The 13,981-nt window shown below is 48.1% G+C and carries 16 protein-coding genes; 1 reads left to right on the top strand and 15 read right to left on the bottom strand.

All coding sequences use genetic code 11. The features are described from left to right. Positions 1-73: 73 nt before the first annotated feature. From trmD to smc, 9 genes are all read right to left on the bottom strand, one after another. On the bottom strand, positions 74-802 hold the full coding sequence (gene trmD, locus ACXAGL_RS16965; protein WP_474968483.1) for a tRNA (guanosine(37)-N1)-methyltransferase TrmD: 729 nt from the start codon (positions 800-802) through the stop codon (positions 74-76). Position 803: 1 nt separating this feature from the next. Continuing rightward, a complete protein-coding gene (rimM, locus tag ACXAGL_RS16960; RefSeq protein WP_474968482.1) occupies positions 804-1,319 on the bottom strand; it encodes a ribosome maturation factor RimM in 516 nt (171 codons plus the stop codon). A gap of 4 nt (positions 1,320-1,323) precedes the next feature. Beyond that, positions 1,324-1,710: a YlqD family protein gene (locus tag ACXAGL_RS16955; protein WP_474968481.1), complete on the bottom strand. Its 387-nt coding sequence runs from the start codon at positions 1,708-1,710 to the stop codon at positions 1,324-1,326. A gap of 66 nt (positions 1,711-1,776) precedes the next feature. Beyond that, complete coding sequence (locus ACXAGL_RS16950) at positions 1,777-2,004, bottom strand: KH domain-containing protein (protein ID WP_027954184.1); 228 nt, start codon at positions 2,002-2,004, stop codon at positions 1,777-1,779. An 18-nt stretch (positions 2,005-2,022) separates the two neighbouring features. Further along, a complete protein-coding gene (rpsP, locus tag ACXAGL_RS16945; protein WP_160835583.1) occupies positions 2,023-2,292 on the bottom strand; it encodes a 30S ribosomal protein S16 in 270 nt (89 codons plus the stop codon). A gap of 90 nt (positions 2,293-2,382) precedes the next feature. Then, on the bottom strand, positions 2,383-3,723 hold the full coding sequence (gene ffh / locus ACXAGL_RS16940) for a signal recognition particle protein (protein WP_027954182.1): 1,341 nt from the start codon (positions 3,721-3,723) through the stop codon (positions 2,383-2,385). A 13-nt stretch (positions 3,724-3,736) separates the two neighbouring features. Further along, complete coding sequence (locus ACXAGL_RS16935; protein ID WP_474968480.1) at positions 3,737-4,066, bottom strand: putative DNA-binding protein; 330 nt, start codon at positions 4,064-4,066, stop codon at positions 3,737-3,739. A gap of 90 nt (positions 4,067-4,156) precedes the next feature. Beyond that, a complete protein-coding gene (gene ftsY, locus ACXAGL_RS16930) occupies positions 4,157-5,488 on the bottom strand; it encodes a signal recognition particle-docking protein FtsY (protein WP_474991892.1) in 1,332 nt (443 codons plus the stop codon). Between the two features lie 13 nt (positions 5,489-5,501). Continuing rightward, the gene (gene smc, locus ACXAGL_RS16925) at positions 5,502-9,062 is read right to left on the bottom strand and encodes a chromosome segregation protein SMC (protein WP_474991890.1); all 3,561 of its coding nucleotides are present in this window, start codon (positions 9,060-9,062) and stop codon (positions 5,502-5,504) included. A 184-nt stretch (positions 9,063-9,246) separates the two neighbouring features. Between smc and ACXAGL_RS16920 the strand changes: the two genes are divergently transcribed. Beyond that, complete coding sequence (locus tag ACXAGL_RS16920; RefSeq protein ID WP_474968477.1) at positions 9,247-9,468, top strand: DUF1128 domain-containing protein; 222 nt, start codon at positions 9,247-9,249, stop codon at positions 9,466-9,468. 45 nt (positions 9,469-9,513) lie between these two features. Here ACXAGL_RS16920 and rnc read toward each other — a convergent pair whose 3' ends face one another. The 6 genes from rnc to fapR all read right to left on the bottom strand — a co-directional run bounded on the left by rnc (position 9,514) and on the right by fapR (position 13,853). After that, the gene (rnc, locus tag ACXAGL_RS16915; protein ID WP_027954177.1) at positions 9,514-10,206 is read right to left on the bottom strand and encodes a ribonuclease III; all 693 of its coding nucleotides are present in this window, start codon (positions 10,204-10,206) and stop codon (positions 9,514-9,516) included. A gap of 75 nt (positions 10,207-10,281) precedes the next feature. After that, on the bottom strand, positions 10,282-10,515 hold the full coding sequence (gene acpP, locus ACXAGL_RS16910) for an acyl carrier protein (RefSeq protein WP_027954176.1): 234 nt from the start codon (positions 10,513-10,515) through the stop codon (positions 10,282-10,284). A 61-nt stretch (positions 10,516-10,576) separates the two neighbouring features. After that, positions 10,577-11,317 (bottom strand): 3-oxoacyl-[acyl-carrier-protein] reductase, encoded by a 741-nt coding sequence (gene fabG / locus ACXAGL_RS16905; protein WP_474968476.1) that lies wholly within the window; start codon positions 11,315-11,317, stop codon positions 10,577-10,579. Continuing rightward, on the bottom strand, positions 11,317-12,258 hold the full coding sequence (fabD, locus tag ACXAGL_RS16900; RefSeq protein ID WP_474968475.1) for an ACP S-malonyltransferase: 942 nt from the start codon (positions 12,256-12,258) through the stop codon (positions 11,317-11,319). The genes fabG and fabD overlap by 1 nt, the downstream gene beginning before the upstream one ends. Continuing rightward, positions 12,255-13,259, bottom strand: coding sequence for a phosphate acyltransferase PlsX (plsX, locus tag ACXAGL_RS16895; RefSeq protein ID WP_474968474.1), 1,005 nt, complete (start codon positions 13,257-13,259; stop codon positions 12,255-12,257). The genes fabD and plsX overlap by 4 nt, the downstream gene beginning before the upstream one ends. A 15-nt stretch (positions 13,260-13,274) precedes the next feature. After that, complete coding sequence (gene fapR, locus ACXAGL_RS16890) at positions 13,275-13,853, bottom strand: transcription factor FapR (RefSeq protein ID WP_242520187.1); 579 nt, start codon at positions 13,851-13,853, stop codon at positions 13,275-13,277. Positions 13,854-13,981 lie beyond the last annotated feature (128 nt).

Genomic DNA, 13,981 nt, shown 5'->3' with positions numbered 1-13,981 from the left:
TTCCACTTAAACCGATCGTTTAAGCACAAAATTTAATATACCATACGGGGAGAAAAACTTCAACCGCCGGCTGTTATTTTTTCCACTCTTCCAGCCACGTTTTTTCCTGATCCGACAGCTCTTTTTTCTCTAAGAGATCCGGTCTGCGTTCATACGTACGCTTCAGAGACTCTTTGTGTCTCCACTCATCAATTTTAGCGTGATTGCCCGAGAGAAGGACATCAGGGACCTTCATCCCACGGAAATCCGCCGGCCGTGTATAATGAGGATGCTCCAGAAGGCCGTTGGAAAAGGAATCCATCGGAGCCGACTGTTCATTTCCGAGCACCCCGGGAAGCAGACGGACAACGGAATCAATGACAACCATAGCTCCGAGTTCACCACCAGTGAGCACGTAGTCTCCAATGGAAATTTCATCGGTCACGAGCTCTTGGCGGATGCGCTCATCATATCCTTCATAATGGCCGCAGATAAATACAAGATGGTCTTCCTCAGAAAGCTCTTCCGCCTTCTGCTGGGAATAAGGTTCCCCCTGCGGACAAAGCAGGACGACGCGTGGAGGCTTTTCCGATTTTTCCCGGATGGCCTCAATGCTGTCGAAAATCGGCTGAGGGGAGAGTACAAGACCGGCTCCACCCCCGTAAGGATAGTCATCCACCTTATTATGCTTACTTGTTGTGTAATCACGGAAATTCACATATTCATATGAAAAAGCCTGCTGCTCCCGAGCCCGCTTCATAATGGAATTCTGCAGGACACCTTCGAACATTTCTGGAAACAGCGTTAATATATCGATATGCATGTCAGTCCAGCAGCCCTTCTATTGGATCGATGATGATCGTTTTTTCCGTTGGATTTACCTTCTTCACAACCGGCTCGATATAAGGGATCAAAAGATCTTTGCTTCCCCGGCGTTGAACGACCCATACGTCGTTGGCGCCCGGTGTCAGGATTTCTTTGATAACCCCTAGTTCTTCCCCTGATTCAAGGTAGACGGTACATCCGATAATCTCATGAAAATAAAATTCATGATCCCCGAGTTCTTCCTGTTCCTCTTCTGAAACCATCAAGGTCACGTTCTTCAACGGTTCCACATCATTAATGGATGGAAGATCCTCAAAGCTGATCAGGTCGAATCCTTTATGGACCCGGTGACTGCGGACGACCAAAGTTTTTGTTTCCTGTTTATCACTTACCCAATACAAAAGCTGCCCGGGCTGGAAGCGTTCCTCGAAATCCGTGATTCGATGGACTTTCACTTCTCCTTTGATCCCATGTGTGTTAATGATTTTTCCGACATTAAACATTTGTCTATCCATGTTATTACCTCGCTCGTATGACTTTTCCATCTTTAATGGTGATCTGGCGGTCCTGGATAATGTCTTCCCACACGTCACCTTCCTCGATCGTGACTAGCGTGTCGACTTCATCCGTTTCCAGCTCACTTCCATCCGGAAGGATATCGAGCTGTTTACGCTGATATTCCATCCACCTGAGCTGATCTCTCCGGCGGCTGATCTCACGGGAAAACCTCCGCTCCACTTCCTGTTTGGATACACCGGGTTTGCGCTCCAGTTTTTTCTGTTCAAAAGCAAGCTGCCGGCATTCTTCATCAAGCTGGCGCTCCCTCTGGTTGAACCTTTCTTTAAGCTGGGCCCGGCTGGAATCTGTCAGGACTTGTTTGACAGGTACTTTTCTAATGATCTGCATGCGCTGACCGCCTCCCTATCCTTAAGATTACATAGTAAAAAAGGGAAAGGTTCTCCCTCTCCCTTCTTACATGATATCCAAATAGATTCTTTTATCAGAATCAGAGCCTGCCGCATACACGACAGTTCGAATCGCTTTCGCTATCCGCCCGTTTTTTCCGATCACCTTACCGACATCATCCGGATGGACGGAAAGATGATACACCATTTTGTGCTCTTCTTCTTTCACATCCACCTTGATGTCATCAGGATGATCGACAAGCGGAGTGACGATCGTTTCGATTAAGGCTTTCATGATATCACCACTATTTTATTATTGGTTTTTCTTATCGTGGAACTGCTTCATGATGCCTTCGTTAGAGAATAGGTTACGGACTGTATCGCTCGGCTTGGCACCGTTGGACATCCAGTCGATCGCCTTGTCAGCGTCGATTTTAACCTCAACTGGGTTTACAACCGGGTTATATGTTCCAATCTGCTCGATGATGCGGCCATCACGAGGAGAGCGGGAATCTGCAACTACTACACGATAAAATGGGTTACGCTTGGATCCCATACGTTTTAGGCGAATTTTTACTGCCATATTTAACAACCTCCAAAATTTCTTTAATTAATTGTTTCACACAGAATTAGATTTTAGCAGAACTTTAAGGGTGTGTAAAGGTTTTTTCCATTACATAAACGGAAATTTCATTCCGCGGCCTTTTTTCCCTTTGGTATTGCTCATCTGCTTCATCATTTTCTTCATTTCTTCAAACTGTTTCAAAAGACGGTTGACTTCTGAAACAGATGTACCTGAACCTTTGGCAATCCGTTTTTTACGGCCTGCATTCATCAGGGACGGATCCTGACGCTCATGCTTGGTCATAGACTGAATAATTGCTTCCACATGGACAATCTGCTTATCGTCAAAGGAGACATTCTGCAGTCCCTTCATCTTGTTGGCCCCGGGAATCATATTCAAAATCTCATCGAGGGGCCCCATGTTCTTCACCTGCTCCATCTGCTCAAGGAAATCCTCAAACGTGAAAGAAGCATTCCTCATTTTAGATTCCAGCTCTTTGGCCTGTTTTTCATCGACCTGTGTCTGAGCCTTTTCAATAAGAGTGAGCACATCACCCATACCGAGGATACGGGAGGCCATACGCTCGGGATGGAAAACTTCAAGCTGATCCAGCTTTTCCCCCATACCGGCGAATTTGATCGGTTTTCCAGTGACGGCCTTTATGGACAGTGCTGCACCACCACGGGTGTCGCCATCAAGCTTCGTCAAAAGAACGCCGCTGACATCCAGCTGTTCATCAAAGCTTTCCGCTACGTTGACGGCATCCTGTCCGGTCATGGAGTCGACGACAAGGAAAATTTCATCCGGATTGACAGCATCCTTGATCTGCTGCAGTTCGCCCATAAGATCTCCGTCAATATGAAGGCGGCCGGCGGTATCGATAAGAACATAATCGTGATGTTCCTCTTTCGCTTTGGCAACCGCATTACGCGCAATATCCACAGGGTCTGCCTCTGTCCCTTCAGCGTGCACCGGCATGCCCAGCTGCTTCCCGAGCGTTTCCAGCTGCTGGATGGCGGCCGGACGATAGACGTCAGCAGCAACCAGCATCGGGTTACGGTTGTAACTTTTACGAAGAAGGTTCGCCAGTTTTCCCGTGGTCGTGGTTTTACCGGCACCCTGAAGACCAACCATCATAATGACGGTTGGAGGACGCTTGGCTACGGCAATTTTACTTTCATTGCCGCCCATGAGCTCGGTCAGCTCTTCTTGAACGACTTTAATGACCTGCTGGCCCGGAGTCAGACTTTCCATAACTTCCTGGCCGACTGCCCGTTCACGGATACGTTTGACGAAATCCTTCACTACTTTGAAGTTAACATCGGCCTCGAGGAGGGCGAGACGGACTTCCCGCGTCATCTCTTTTACGTCTTGTTCGGTTACCTTCCCTTTGCCTTTGATTTTTTTAATCGTTTCCTGCAAACGGTCGGATAAACCTTCAAATGCCATCGAAGAAACCCTCCTATTCTAATTCTTGTAATTGTTCAAGCCAGACGGCCGTGTGCTTTGGAAGTTCCTGTTTATCAACAGCAGCTTCCATTTCCGCTATTACCTGCTGGCGTTTTTGGAATTTCTCATATAAATGAAGCTTTTTTTCATATTCTTCAAGCATGGTTTCCGTCCGGCGGATATTATCATACACCGCTTGACGGGATACATCAAAGGTCTCGGATATTTCACCAAGAGAATAATCTTCCAGATAGTACAACTCCATGTAATTTCTCTGTTTAGGAGTCAGCAGCGATTGGTAGAAATCGAATAGGTAATTGATTCTTGTCGTCTTTTCAAGCACGCTTGTAGCACTCCTTGTTAAGTGAAATACCTTTACACATAAATATTAACGGAGCAGGTCCATGTGTGTCAAGGTTTACAGCGTATTTTCTTAATCCTCTTCGTACTCCTCTATCATGTCAGCAAACAGGCCATAGACAAAGGCGTGGGCATCAAACGTTTCCAGGTCGGTCACTTTCTCACCAAGCCCGACAAGCTTGACCGGAATTTCCAATTCATTCCGGATGGCAAGGACGATCCCGCCTTTAGCCGTTCCATCAAGCTTCGACAAGACAATACCGGATACGTCTGTTACTTCTGCGAACGTTTTCGCCTGGCTCATGGCATTCTGACCAGTGGTTGCATCGAGAACAAGCAGAACTTCATGAGGAGCGCCCGGAATTTCACGTTCGATGACCCGCTTCACCTTGGAAAGCTCATTCATGAGATTGACTTTATTCTGCAGGCGGCCGGCGGTATCACAAATCAGTACATCCGCGCCGCGGGATTCAGCCGCTTTTATGCCGTCATAAACTACGGCGGCCGGATCACTGCCTTCTGAATGCTTCGTGACGTTGACTCCTACACGGTTCCCCCACTCTTCCAGCTGTTCAATAGCGCCGGCTCTGAACGTATCTCCGGCAGCCAGAGTGACTTTTTTCCCTTCTGATTTCAAACGGTGGGCGAGCTTCCCGATAGTCGTCGTTTTTCCGACACCGTTGACTCCGACAAACAAGTACACGGTCAGACCATCCGGATTTTCCGTCAGGCCTTCCACTTCTCCTGCATCGTCGTCTCCATAATAAATGTCCACCAGTTTTTCAGAAATGATTTCCTTGACCTTTTGTGGATCCTGGACATTCCGGCGTTTCACTTCCAATTCGAGCTCCTCTATCATTTCCATGACGGTGGTTACTCCTACGTCAGCGGAAATCAGCACTTCTTCCAATTCTTCAAAGAAGTCTTCATCTACAGTACGATAGCGGGCCACAAGGTCATTGATTTTACTTGAGAAGGAATTCCTCGTTTTGGCCAGTCCTTTTTTAAACTTGGAAGCGATCGTTTCTTTCTCTTCCTCTTCCTCTACAGCCTCGGATGGACGTTCGTCCTCGTCGTCATCCACAGGATTGCCGGCTTCAGTTCCGGCATTTTCTTCTTCCTTCTTGTCCTCTTCGGTCCCGGTTACACCTGGATCGACATCCTCTTCCCCATCGTCCTCTTCCGTTCTGGAAGCATGGGAATCAGCGTCTTCCTCCCCGGCAGGCTCTACGTTCACGGGTGCTTCCTCTTTTTCAGGAAGGGATTCAGAAACTTCAGGAGACTCCTCCTCTGAAGAAACAGAGCCGCTGCCTTCTGCAGGATCAGAAGGGTGCTGATCCTTGTTTTCCTCCTCGCCGTCCTGCCCCTTCACAAATTTATCTTTCAACTTTTTGAAAAAACTCATCCAATCTTCCTTTCTATGCTTCCAATAGTTCAGGTGTTTCTTCCAAACGGACGGAAACAAGTTTCGACACGCCCGATTCCTGCATCGTTACTCCATACAGGACATCCGATTCTTCCATTGTTCCCTTACGGTGGGTGATCACGATAAACTGTGTATTTCTGCTGAATTCTTTCAAGAACCGGGCAAACCGGTCGACGTTGGCTTCATCAAGAGCTGCTTCCACTTCGTCCAGAACACAGAACGGCACGGGGCGGACTCTTAATATAGAAAACAGCAGAGCAATGGCTGTCAACGCTCTTTCTCCACCAGATAAAAGACTCAGGTTCTGAAGTTTCTTGCCAGGCGGCTGAGCGACAATATCCACTCCGGTTTCCAGCATGTTCTCCGGATCAGTCAGCTGAAGATCGGCACGTCCTCCTCCGAAGAGCGTCCGGAATACTTCATTGAATTCGGCACGGATCTTCGTGAAGGTATCTTCGAATTTCCGTTTCATTTCCCCGTCCATTTCATTAATGACACTATGAAGGGTTCCTTTTGCTTCCAAAAGGTCATCCTGCTGGCCCTTGAGAAACTCGTAGCGCTCTTTGATCCGCTCATATTCCTCGATAGACCCAAGGTTGACGGTCCCAAGCTCTTCAATGGACCGTTTGATCAGTTTCACTCTCGTTGCAGCCTGATCCACATCTTCAACGGTATCGTAGTCCCGTTTCGCCTTTTCAAAAGTTATTACGTATTCTTCCTGCAGGTACGTGAGGAGATTATCAAGCTCCACGTCCAGACGATTGGCCTTCACTTCTTTCTGCTGGATATCCTGCAGGTAGTTCTGATGCAGCCGGTTGTGTTCCTTCAGAGATGCGTCCTCTTTATGCACATCGGCACTGATATCCGCCCGTTCTTTGCGAAGGGAATGAATGTCTTCTGAGGCTGCCGCTTTCTCCTGTCCAGCATTTTTGATCAGCTCTGTTAATTCTTCTTCGGTTTGATTGGATTCCACCACTTCCATCAGCTGCTGATAAGAAGCTTTATTTCCACGAAGTTCCTGCTCAATCAGTGCTTTCTCCTCTTCATATCGACTGACCTTTTCCTGTTGGTTATGGACGGCCGATTCCTGCTCGGCGAGCTTGATCTGTAGTTCCTGACGCCGTTTTTGAAGAGCTTCCTCATCTTCTTTCTGCCTGTCTTTTGCTGCAGTAAGGGCTTCGATCCGCTGCTGGGTCGAGCCAAGTTCCTCCTCCAGAGAGCTGAGGTTCTCTGTCAGGGTTTGAAGCCTGTCATCCGCCTGTGTACGATCTTGATCAAACTGGGCCTGATCCTGATCGTAAAGGTGGAGCTGACTGTTAATATGGTTCAATTTGACTTCATTTTCCCTGGCATCGGACTGTTTTTCATACTCTTTGTTTTTCATATGAGAAAGCTTTTCTGCATAGGACTCCTTCGCTTGTTCCTGTTCACTCAGGCTCTGCTTCAGCTGCATAACCTTTTGTTCAACATCCTGCAGTTTCTTTTCATAATCCTTTATTTTTCCGGTTGTCTCCTGAAGCTCTTTTTCCCTGGTAAACAACGACTGGCCGGATTGTTTCTTTGCTCCTCCCGTCATAGAACCACCGGGATTGACGACATCTCCTTCCAGCGTGACGACCCGGTACTTCCGGTTCAGCACCCGGGCAATCGCATTGGCGTGTTCCAAGGTTTCCGCTACAACGATATGACCAAGCAGGTGCTGCACAGCTTTGGCGTACATCTCCGGGACGTGAATCAATTCAGCTGCGACTCCCACGTATCCATCCTGTTGATTCAGCGAACCGGCACCGGTTACATACCGGGGCTGGATGGCTGAAAGGGGCAGGAAGGTGGCACGGCCTTTGTGCTGGGTTTTCAGCCAGTGGATGGCCTGTCTTCCTGCTTTTTCATCCTGGACAACAATGTGCTGGGCCTGAGCTCCGAGGGCCGTTTCAATGGCTGTCATGTAGGCGGACGGAATGTCAATCAACTCAAGGACGGCCCCTTCTATACCAGAGAGGCGTCCATTCTGCCGCGCTTTTAAAACTTCCCTGACCCCTTGGAAATAACCGGAGAAGTCCTCTTTCATATCTTCCAGCATTTCCTTTTTGGAACGCATTTTCTCAAGATACTGATACCCTTTGTACAGTTTTTCCTGCCATTCCTGATACGCCTGCTTGTTTTCATCAAGCGAAGACGACACTTCCTGGAGGCTGCTTTCCAGTTCGCTGCGTTCCGACGCCAGTCTTTCAAGTTCTGCGGTTAACCGGCTGCGCTCTTTTTCAAGCGTTTCCCGCTCTTCTCTGAGGCCTTGGAATTTTCCACTCTGAACATCTTTTTTAGAATGCAGTTCTGATAGCTGCTTCTCCAGAAGGTGTTTTTCATTACGTTTCGCGGCCTGCTTGTTTAATAGTTCGATATAATCACTTTTTAAATCCTCAATCTGGTCTTCCATCTCCTGAAGGTTCTGATTGAGCGCCTGATTCGTTTCCTTGAGCTCCTGCTTGGATTTCCGGCGGTTTTCCCGCACTTCCTCCAATTTGGATGATTCTTCTGTCGTTACGGCCTTCAGCGTTTCAAGTTTGTTCGAGAGTTCTTCGTAGGCTTCTTCAAGTTTGGATTTGTTCTCTTCGAAATGTTTATGCCGCTCTTTCATGAGCTGCTTTTTACCTTCCAGATTTTCGAGTTCCCTCGTCAGCTCCACCAGCTTTTCCTGAAGACTTTCCAAAGACTCATCCAGCTTTTGAATGCGGTCCCGCTTCGAATCCACAGATTCCTGCCTGGCAGTGATATCAGCCCTCAACGACGCTTCTCCGCTCTTGACCTCTTCCAGTTCCTTTAAAACAACCTGCCAATCCTTGTGGAGACCCTCAATCTGAGTAATTAAAAGGGAAATTTCGATATGCTTCAACTCTTCTTTTTTCTCCAGGTAGTCTTCAGCCACAGCAGCCTGTTCTTTCAAAGGCTCAAGCTGTCCATCGATTTCATGAATGATGTCTTCCACACGGTTCAAGTTCTCCTGAGTCTCCGCCAGTTTATATTCGGCTTTTTTCTTCCGTTGTTTATATTTGAGGACACCGGCCGCCTCTTCAAAAATGGTCCGGCGCTCTTCAGCCTTCGAGCTTAGAATCTCCTCGACTTTCCCTTGGCTGATGATGGAAAAAGCTTCTCTCCCAAGACCAGAATCCATAAATAAGTCGATAATATCCTTCAACCGGCATGTCTGGTTATTGATGTAAAATTCACTTTCTCCTGATCGGTAAACTCTTCTTGTTACACTGACCTCCTGGTAATCCAGGGGCAGGGTCTGATCTTCGTTATCGAGCGTAAGGGTCACTTCTGCCATATTCAGGGCAGAACGCGAGTCGCTCCCTGCAAATATAATATCTTCCATCTTCGCACCGCGCAGGGAACGGGCCGACTGCTCTCCGAGCACCCAGCGGATGGCATCTGTTATATTACTTTTCCCACTGCCGTTCGGACCGACCACAGATGTAACGCCTGAAACGAAATCCACGGTCACCCTGTCGGCAAATGATTTAAATCCAATAGTATCCAACTGTTTGAGGAACATAGTCATCCTCCTGTATCTTCACAATCTTTCATTCACTCAACTAATATATTTTATCATAAACGCTTTCCCTACGGTAGGAAGCCTCCAGCGTTCTTTTCCTTCCGTCAAAGGGTTTCATAATTGGACAAAGTCCTTTATCATATGTACTAAACCGGATGAAGTCAGCCGAAGGAGGAATCAGCTTTTGAGTTTACAAGAACCAAAACAAGAAAATCTTGCATTTATCATTGACGATATGGCCGAAAAACTTCAGGTGGTCAATCGTTCCCTTATGAAACCGGAGGATTATGATTTAGACAAATATGAGGAAATCAAATCCCTCTACGACATCATTAATATGAAGGGACAGCTCAGTGTTTCTGAAATCCAGGCGTTTGTCCAGGAACTGGGCCGGTACCGACGATGAAAAAAAGGACCGTCTACAGCCGCTTAAGGCTGATGACGGTCCTTTTTAAAATCGAGCGCCTTGATTCTCTAAAGCCTGCTGAGCCGCTTTCTGCTCTGCTTCCTTCTTCGTACGCCCGACGCCGATACCGCCGATGTCATCCTGGATCATCACGTGAGCGATAAATTCCCGGCTGTGTGCTGGGCCTCTTTCTTCCACAATTTCGTACTCAATTTTACTATTTTTATCCCGCTGTATAAACTCCTGCAGCTGGCTTTTATAATCCATCGCATGAGAAAAAGCACCTTTTTGGACTCTTGGATAGACGTAGGTCTTCAAAAAACGAATAACCGCCTCATACCCCTGATCCAGATATAAAGCTCCGATAAAGGCTTCAAATACGTCTGCCAATAGCGCAGGCCTGTTGCGGCCGCCCGTCAATTCCTCGCCCTTGCCGAGAAGAATCAAGTCCTGAAAATTCAGTTCATTGGCAAACTCGACCAATGAGGCTTCGCAGACGATCGAGGCTCTGAACTTCGTCAGCTCCCCTTCGGCCATATCCGGGAACTCCCGGTAGAGATACTGGGAAACACCCAGCTCCAAAACGGCATCCCCGAGAAACTCAAGACGTTCGTTGTCCTCCCGGTCGGTTTTACGATGCTCATTCACATAAGATGAATGCGTGAAAGCCTGCTCCAGCAACGAAATGTTCTGAAATGATTGATTTATCTGCTTCTGGAAACTGGAGAAATCACCCATAAATCACCTTGTCCTTTACTAAAAGTTTCTGAATACAGGAAAGGCTGCCCGTTGAACAACGGACAGCTGACCTTTTTATGACTGGCTGCTTATGTAATTCACAGCGTCGCCAACTGTATTGATTTTTTCAGCTTCTTCATCAGAAATTTCCATATCAAACTCGTCTTCGAGCTCCATTACAAGCTCGACTACGTCAAGAGAGTCTGCTTCAAGATCTTCTTTGAAGGAAGCTTCCATAACTACTTTGGATTCGTCAACATCTAGACGGTCGACGATAATCTGTTTTACGCGATCAAATGTTTCTGCCATTGGAACCTCACCTCCCTTCAGTCATTATAGTAAATTTTGCAGAGAAAAACCATAGTGGTTTTTACATCACCATTCCACCATCCACATGAAGCGTCTGACCGGTCATATATGCGGCGTCTTCTGAGGCCAGGAAACGGACGACTCTCGCCACATCCTCCCCTTCTCCCAGACGTTTCAATGGAATAAGGGCAAGCATCTGCTCACGCTGTTCTTCTGTAAGAGCATCCGTCATATCGGTGGTGATATAACCGGGAGCTACAGCGTTCACCTGAATATTACGGGCCGCCAATTCCTTGGCATTGGATTTTGTCATCCCGATAACGCCTGCCTTGGCAGCCACATAGTTCGCCTGTCCCGGATTGCCGGAAACGCCGACGATGGAGGCTACATTAATGATCCGGCCGTACTTCTGTTTCATCATCTGACGGGTAACCCCTTTCGTGCAGAGGAAAACCCCTTTCAGATTCGTATTGATAACAGAATCAAATTCCTCTTCCTTCATACGCATGAGAAGGTTATCCTTGGTGATTCCGGCATTATTGACCAGAATGTCCAGGCGGCCGAACTCATCGACGACTGTTTTCACCATCTGCTTCACATCTTCTTCGCTGGCAACATCGGCCTGTATCTTCATCGCTGAACCGCCGCCGGCAATGATTTCCTGCACGACCGCTTCCGCCTTATCTTCACTTCCTGCATAGTTGACCGCCACTTTAGCTCCTTGGCGGGCAAGTTCTAAAGCGATGGCACGGCCTATGCCACGTGATGCTCCTGTAACGAGAGCTACTTGTTCCTGTAACATCAGGCTTCCTCCTTATACCACTTTACAAAATCCTTTAATGAATCTGGATCCTGGACGCTGAACGTCTTCATACGACGCTGGACTTTTCTCACAAGCCCGCTGAGAACTTTTCCCTGCCCCACTTCTACGATGGCATCAACTTCTTCTTCGACAAATGCCTCTAGAATCTGTTGAAAACGCACAGGCGAATACAGCTGCTCTACAAGCAGGCGCTCAATCGTTTCCGCTTCTGTGACGGCTTCTGCCGAAACATTGGCATATACCGGGATGGAGGCATCTCTGATCGTACGGTCATTGAGATGACCCGCAAATTCTTCACTCGCCGGCTCCATAAGACGGGAGTGGAAAGGTCCGCTCACGTTCAAAGGAAGCACGCGTTTTGCGCCTTTATCCTTCAATTGTTCACCAGCTGCCTCCACGCCTTCTTTCGTACCGGAGATGACGATCTGTCCCGGACAGTTGATATTAGCGAGATCAACGGCTTTTTCTCCGTCGAACCCTGTCAGGACATCCTCGATTTCCTCCTGGGAAAGTCCAAGTACAGCGGCCATCGTACCTTTCCCGGTCGGGTACGCTTCTTCCATGAGCTTTCCACGGATATGGACAAGCTGAACCGCTTCAAGCGGATCCAGCGCGCCGGCGGCTGTGAGGGCACTGTATTCACCAAGACTGTGTCCTGCCGTCATGTCTGGTTTGACTCCTTCTTCAGACAGCACCTGCTGGATGGCGATACTGTTTAACAGCAGGGCCGGCTGGGCATTTTCCGTTTTCGTAAGTTCTTCGGCCGGGCCTTCAAACATCAGGGATGTAAGGGAATACCCGAGTCCTTCGTCAGCTCTATCAAACAATTCTTTCACAGAAGGATAGGCTTCATACATCGCCCGTCCCATTCCGACTTCCTGGGAGCCTTGGCCTGGAAAAACGACTGCAATCTTTTTCATTCTGATTCCTCCTTTTCCTTCATCCGGTCCAGCGTACTGGAGATGGTTTCTGTCACATTCAGCTCTACCATTTCACATGCCTGGCGGATCGCATTCAGCACAGCACGCTCATTCGAGGAGCCGTGGGCTTTAATAACCGGGGAGGCAAGGCCGAACAACCCGGCTCCGCCGTATTCACTATAGTCCAGCTGGTTTTTCAAGCCGCGGAGGTCATCTTTCACGAGTCCGGCAGCGATTTTCGTTTTCCAGCTGCTCATAAATGTCTCCTTGATCATGGAAAACATCGTAAGAGCCGTTCCTTCTATTGTTTTCAAAGCGACGTTTCCTGTGAATCCGTCTGTAACGACGACATCAGCCACCCCATTAAGGAGATCGCGGGATTCCACATTCCCGACAAAGTTAATCGGCGCTTCCTTCATGAGCTGAAACGCCTGCTTCGTAAGGTCGCTTCCTTTTCCATCTTCCGTTCCGACATTTAACAGCCCCACTCTTGGGTTGTTGATTTTACGGACGTTTTCTGAGTAAATCGAACCGATGACGGCATACTGCAGCAGATGGGCCGGTTTGGCATCGACGTTCGCTCCAACATCCAGCATTAAAAAGCCTTTTCCGTCCATCGTCGGGAGGGTAGGGCTTAAAGCCGGACGTTCCACGCCGGGCATGCGGCCGACGATGAAAAGACCTGCACTCATAAGGGCGCCGGTATTACCAGCCGAGATGCATCCATCCGCGCGTCCTTCTTTCACTTCTGCCGCAGCCATGACCATGGAAGCTTTTTTCTTCCTGCGAACAGCCCGTACAGGTTCGTCTTCCGAAGTAATCACTTCTGTTGTATGTAAGACCGTTATATTCGGCTGATCCTTCAAAAACGGACGGATTTGTGATTCGTCTCCTACGAGTGTGATGGACAAACCATCAATCGTGTCAGCTGCCTTGACAGCTCCTTTCACAATGGCTTCGGGGGCGTTGTCCCCACCCATTGCATCAATGGCTAACTTCATGAATATTCGACTCCTTTACTGATTCGAGCGGTACATTTCAAACGTACCGGCAAACACTTCCTCGTTTCCAACAAAACTGTGGACGCTTACGATCGTTCGCCCTTTATCATCTTCACCTTTGGCCGTCGCCTTCGCTACTACGCGTTCACCCAGTTTAACCGGTCTGGAAAAATGAATCGTCGACCGGGCTGTCAAAGCCAGTTCATCATTGATCAAAGCGACAGCTAGTGAATTGGCCTGGGCAAACAGATGATGCCCCCGGGCGATATGGTTTCTTGAAAAAACGTGTTCCGGACGGATATCCAATATGGAAATGGCACGGTCGTCAAGCTCTAAATCAACGACCTCTCCAATGATTTCTTCAACCGGCAGAGCTTTCACCGTCTCATTCCATTCCTGTGTGGCCACCGATTTAATCCGCTCCCGCAGCTCGGGAATTCCGAGCTCCATCCTGTCCAGCCGGATCGTCTGTATGCTGACACCAAAGGATTTAGCGAGTTCTTCATCCGTTGTGAAAGGCATTTGCTCAATACGTGTCTTCAGTTCTTCCTGACGTACTCTCTTGGTTTTTTTCACACAAATACCACCGTTCATCCAGCCATAAGCCTCGTTTTTATGACTAGGTACTAATAGTAATATATAATACCGGAAACCATAACGCAAGGATTGAAAACCCATTCATTGAAAAAATACGGATGCCTGTCCTATGAAAAGCGGAAATA

This window comes from Halobacillus sp. ABA4_118, from assembly GCF_056160205.1.
Note: the sequence above shows the minus strand (reverse complement) of the source record. Positions and strands in the feature narration are given on the sequence as shown.

Coding starts and splice junctions, on each gene's coding strand:
- fabG (WP_474968476.1), bottom strand. CDS start 11,317: ATGTTACAGGAACAAGTAGCTCTCGTTACAGGAGCATCACGTGGCATA.
- ftsY (WP_474991892.1), bottom strand. CDS start 5,488: ATGAGTTTTTTCAAAAAGTTGAAAGATAAATTTGTGAAGGGGCAGGAC.
- fapR (WP_242520187.1), bottom strand. CDS start 13,853: ATGAACGGTGGTATTTGTGTGAAAAAAACCAAGAGAGTACGTCAGGAA.
- rimM (WP_474968482.1), bottom strand. CDS start 1,319: ATGGATAGACAAATGTTTAATGTCGGAAAAATCATTAACACACATGGG.
- ffh (WP_027954182.1), bottom strand. CDS start 3,723: ATGGCATTTGAAGGTTTATCCGACCGTTTGCAGGAAACGATTAAAAAA.
- rnc (WP_027954177.1), bottom strand. CDS start 10,206: ATGGGTGATTTCTCCAGTTTCCAGAAGCAGATAAATCAATCATTTCAG.
- smc (WP_474991890.1), bottom strand. CDS start 9,062: ATGTTCCTCAAACAGTTGGATACTATTGGATTTAAATCATTTGCCGAC.
- plsX (WP_474968474.1), bottom strand. CDS start 13,259: ATGAAGTTAGCCATTGATGCAATGGGTGGGGACAACGCCCCCGAAGCC.
- acpP (WP_027954176.1), bottom strand. CDS start 10,515: ATGGCAGAAACATTTGATCGCGTAAAACAGATTATCGTCGACCGTCTA.
- fabD (WP_474968475.1), bottom strand. CDS start 12,258: ATGAAAAAGATTGCAGTCGTTTTTCCAGGCCAAGGCTCCCAGGAAGTC.
- ACXAGL_RS16955 (WP_474968481.1), bottom strand. CDS start 1,710: ATGCAGATCATTAGAAAAGTACCTGTCAAACAAGTCCTGACAGATTCC.
- trmD (WP_474968483.1), bottom strand. CDS start 802: ATGCATATCGATATATTAACGCTGTTTCCAGAAATGTTCGAAGGTGTC.
- ACXAGL_RS16950 (WP_027954184.1), bottom strand. CDS start 2,004: ATGAAAGCCTTAATCGAAACGATCGTCACTCCGCTTGTCGATCATCCT.
- rpsP (WP_160835583.1), bottom strand. CDS start 2,292: ATGGCAGTAAAAATTCGCCTAAAACGTATGGGATCCAAGCGTAACCCA.